An 827-nucleotide genomic window follows, 5' to 3' on the forward strand; every position below is an offset into this window, starting at 1 on the left:
CACTCACCGGCCGCAACAACCTCGCCGGCGCCTACGAATCCGCGGGGCAGCTCGACAAAGCCATCGATATGTTCGAAACCATCTTCGCCGACTTCGAGCGCATCCTCGGTGCTGACCACACAAGCACCCTCACCTGCCGCAACAACCTCGCTGCTGCCTACAAATCCTCAGGGCAGCTCGACAAGGCCATCGATATGTTCGAAACCATCCTCGCCGATCGCGAGCGGATCCTCGGTGCCGACAATCCCAGCACCCTCGTCAGCCGCAACAATCTCGCCGGCGCCTACCGGTCAGCGGGGCAGCTCGACAAAGCTATTGCCCTACTTGAGGCCGCCCTCGCCGATTCCAAACGCATCCTCGGCGCCGACCACCCTCTAACACTCACCGGCCGCAACAACCTTGTCGACGCCTACGAATCTAGCGGCCAGGTCGACAAAGCTATTGCCCTACTTGAGGCCGCCCTCGCCGATTCCAAACGCATCCTCGGCGCCGACCACCCTGACACCCTCACCGCTTGCATCAACCTCGCCTACGCCTATGAATCCTCTGGGCAGCTCGACAAAGCCATCACCCTGGTCGAAACCGCCTTGGCCGATTCCGAGGGCATCCTCGGCCCCGACGACCACCCCGACACGCTCACAAGCTAAATCTCTACTTCTTGGCAGAGGCTAATCCACTTCGTAACTCGGCCCCCTCGGCGTTCAATACCTACACGTCAAACGCCCTGCTCGCGCATCATCTCGCCTTCCGGAGCCGAATAATCTTTGTGCCGCACCCATTTCGTGCAAGCCACCACGACCGGAAGCCCTGAGCATTGACTCAGGGCT

Annotated in this window: 1 protein-coding gene; it reads left to right on the forward strand. The window is 60.9% G+C overall.

Translation table 11 applies throughout. The features are described 5' to 3' along the window. Positions 1–647 (forward strand): tetratricopeptide repeat protein (locus ACFXHA_RS40820; protein ID WP_379365996.1); only part of this gene is annotated, 647 nt, incomplete at its 5' end. Between the last annotated feature and the right edge of the window lie 180 nt (positions 648–827).

The sequence above is a fragment of the Nocardia sp. NPDC059240 genome, from assembly GCF_042753865.1.
GTDB lineage: Bacteria > Actinomycetota > Actinomycetes > Mycobacteriales > Mycobacteriaceae > Nocardia.